Here is a 1,919-nt window from a genome sequence, read left to right on the forward strand (position 1 = left end):
TGAAGCACTTCACTGACACCCTCATCCGTGCCAACATAGTAAGCCAGTATACACTCCGCTAGCGCTGCGTGACTGGTTCAGGGCTGCGCCCCGAAACCCGCTAAAACCACTGCCGCGCCTGCGGCTTGCCCAACGTCTCACGTCACCGGATTAAAATCCGCTCCCGTTCACCGTTTCTGGCTGTCTTTCAGCACCGCCAGCGCTTCATCGGTTCTGCTGTGTCTGGCAGACTGTGCGGAGTTATTCTGACGGGAGAATGCTATGAACAGACTGACAAACCTGACACCTGCAGAGAAAAAATTTCTTGATGATGCTATTGCCGCAGCTGAGAGAGCGTCAGGCAAAAAGCTAAATCAGCCGAACCGGCATATCGTCCTGAACAGAGCGCGTGCGCAGATTGAGTCGCAGCGTTACGCCGACCGCCAGCGTGCATTACGTGAGGATGAGCGGCAGCAGTCCGAGTTTGCCTGGTCACGTCCGCGCGCGCCGCGCCGCTGATTGCGCCTTTTGGCGGTTTAGTGGTGCTGACACTCCGAAATCGTCTGCCATTCACCCGCGTGCATAGCCATGCAGGTACGCAGAAATCATCAGGGGCGTTTTTTCTCGATATGGGCACAGAAAGGTGTATGTTTCAGGCCGGAGGCCTCAGAAACGCGCTGAGGGCGTTTGAGGCGGTGCGGCCAACGGATGTTATGTTTAATGTTGATAACAGGAGTAAGAGTGATGCTTACATTTATTGGTGTAGTGGTAGTCGCCGTTATTGCATTTAAATTATTTATGCTTTTTTTTAGTTCATCCGAATCTGCCGTCGAACGTGCTACCCGTAAATATATGGAGAACCCTACGAGTGCTAACTATAAAATAATGGTGGCTACACGCATGAGAAATGAGAAGAAAAGAGGGTGATATATGTTTGAGTTTATTGGTTTTTTATTTTTGCTTTTGGTGTGTTATGTCTTTATACAAATGGTTGCTGTCAGGGTGTTTCCTGAATATGGAGTACGGAAAGCGGAGGAACGATACCGTCGAAATCCATCAGCAGAAAATGAGGATCTGTTATGGAGAGCTAGAAGTCGTATAACTAAACGCAAGTAATGTTTCCTAAGTGTGTTGATAGGCAAACATGGTGGGGGTTACTACTCTCGGAGTTAATGATCTTCTTGTGATCCTGTCGTTTCAGTCGTAATCTCTTGCTCTGAAAACGAAAAAACCACCTGGGGAGGTGGTTTGATCGAAGGTTAAGTCAGTTGGGGAACTGCTTAACCAGGTAACTGGGTATACGAGACCGCAGATACCGAAACTGTTCTTTCAGTGTAGCCGCAGTCAGGCCCATACTTCAAGACCTCTGAATCTCTCTCTCGTATATCCCAGTTACCAGTGGCTGCTGCCAGTGGCGCTTTGTCGTGCTTTCTCGGGTTGGACTCAAGATGATAGTTACCGGGTAAGGCGCAGCAGTCGGACTGAACGGGGGGTTTGTGCATACAGTCCAGCTTGGAGCGAACTGCCTACCCGGAACTGAGTGTCAGGCGTGGAATGAGATAAACGCGGCCATAACAGCGGAATGACACCGGTAAACCGAAAGGCAGGAACAGGAGAGCGCACGAGGGAGCCGCCAGGGGGAAACGCCTGGTATCTTTATAGTCCTGTCGGGTTTCGCCACCACTGATTTGAGCGTCAGGTTTCGTGATGCTTGTCAGGGGGGCGGAGCCTATGGAAAAACGGCTTCGCCGCGGCCCTATCGCTTCCCTGTTAAGTCTCTTCCTGGCATCCTCCAGGAAATTTCCGCCCCGTTCGTAAGCCATTTCCGCTCGCCGCAGTCGAACGACCGAGCGTAGCGAGTCAGTGAGCGAGGAAGCGGAATATATCCTGTATCACATATTCTGCTGACGCGCCGGTGCCGCCTTTTTTCTCCTGCCACA

The 1,919-nt window shown here is 51.3% G+C and carries 2 protein-coding genes; both read left to right on the forward strand.

All coding sequences use genetic code 11. The features are described from left to right. Window positions 1–261: 261 nt before the first annotated feature. A complete protein-coding gene (locus AC534G_RS27280) occupies window positions 262–498 on the forward strand; it encodes a hypothetical protein (RefSeq protein ID WP_001676031.1) in 237 nt (78 codons plus the stop codon). A 225-nt stretch (window positions 499–723) separates the two neighbouring features. After that, window positions 724–906, forward strand: a complete 183-nt coding sequence (locus AC534G_RS27285; protein WP_016265984.1) for a hypothetical protein — start codon at window positions 724–726, stop codon at window positions 904–906. The last annotated feature ends 1,013 nt before the right edge of the window (window positions 907–1,919 follow it).

The organism is Citrobacter sp. CRE-46, assembly GCF_059615875.1.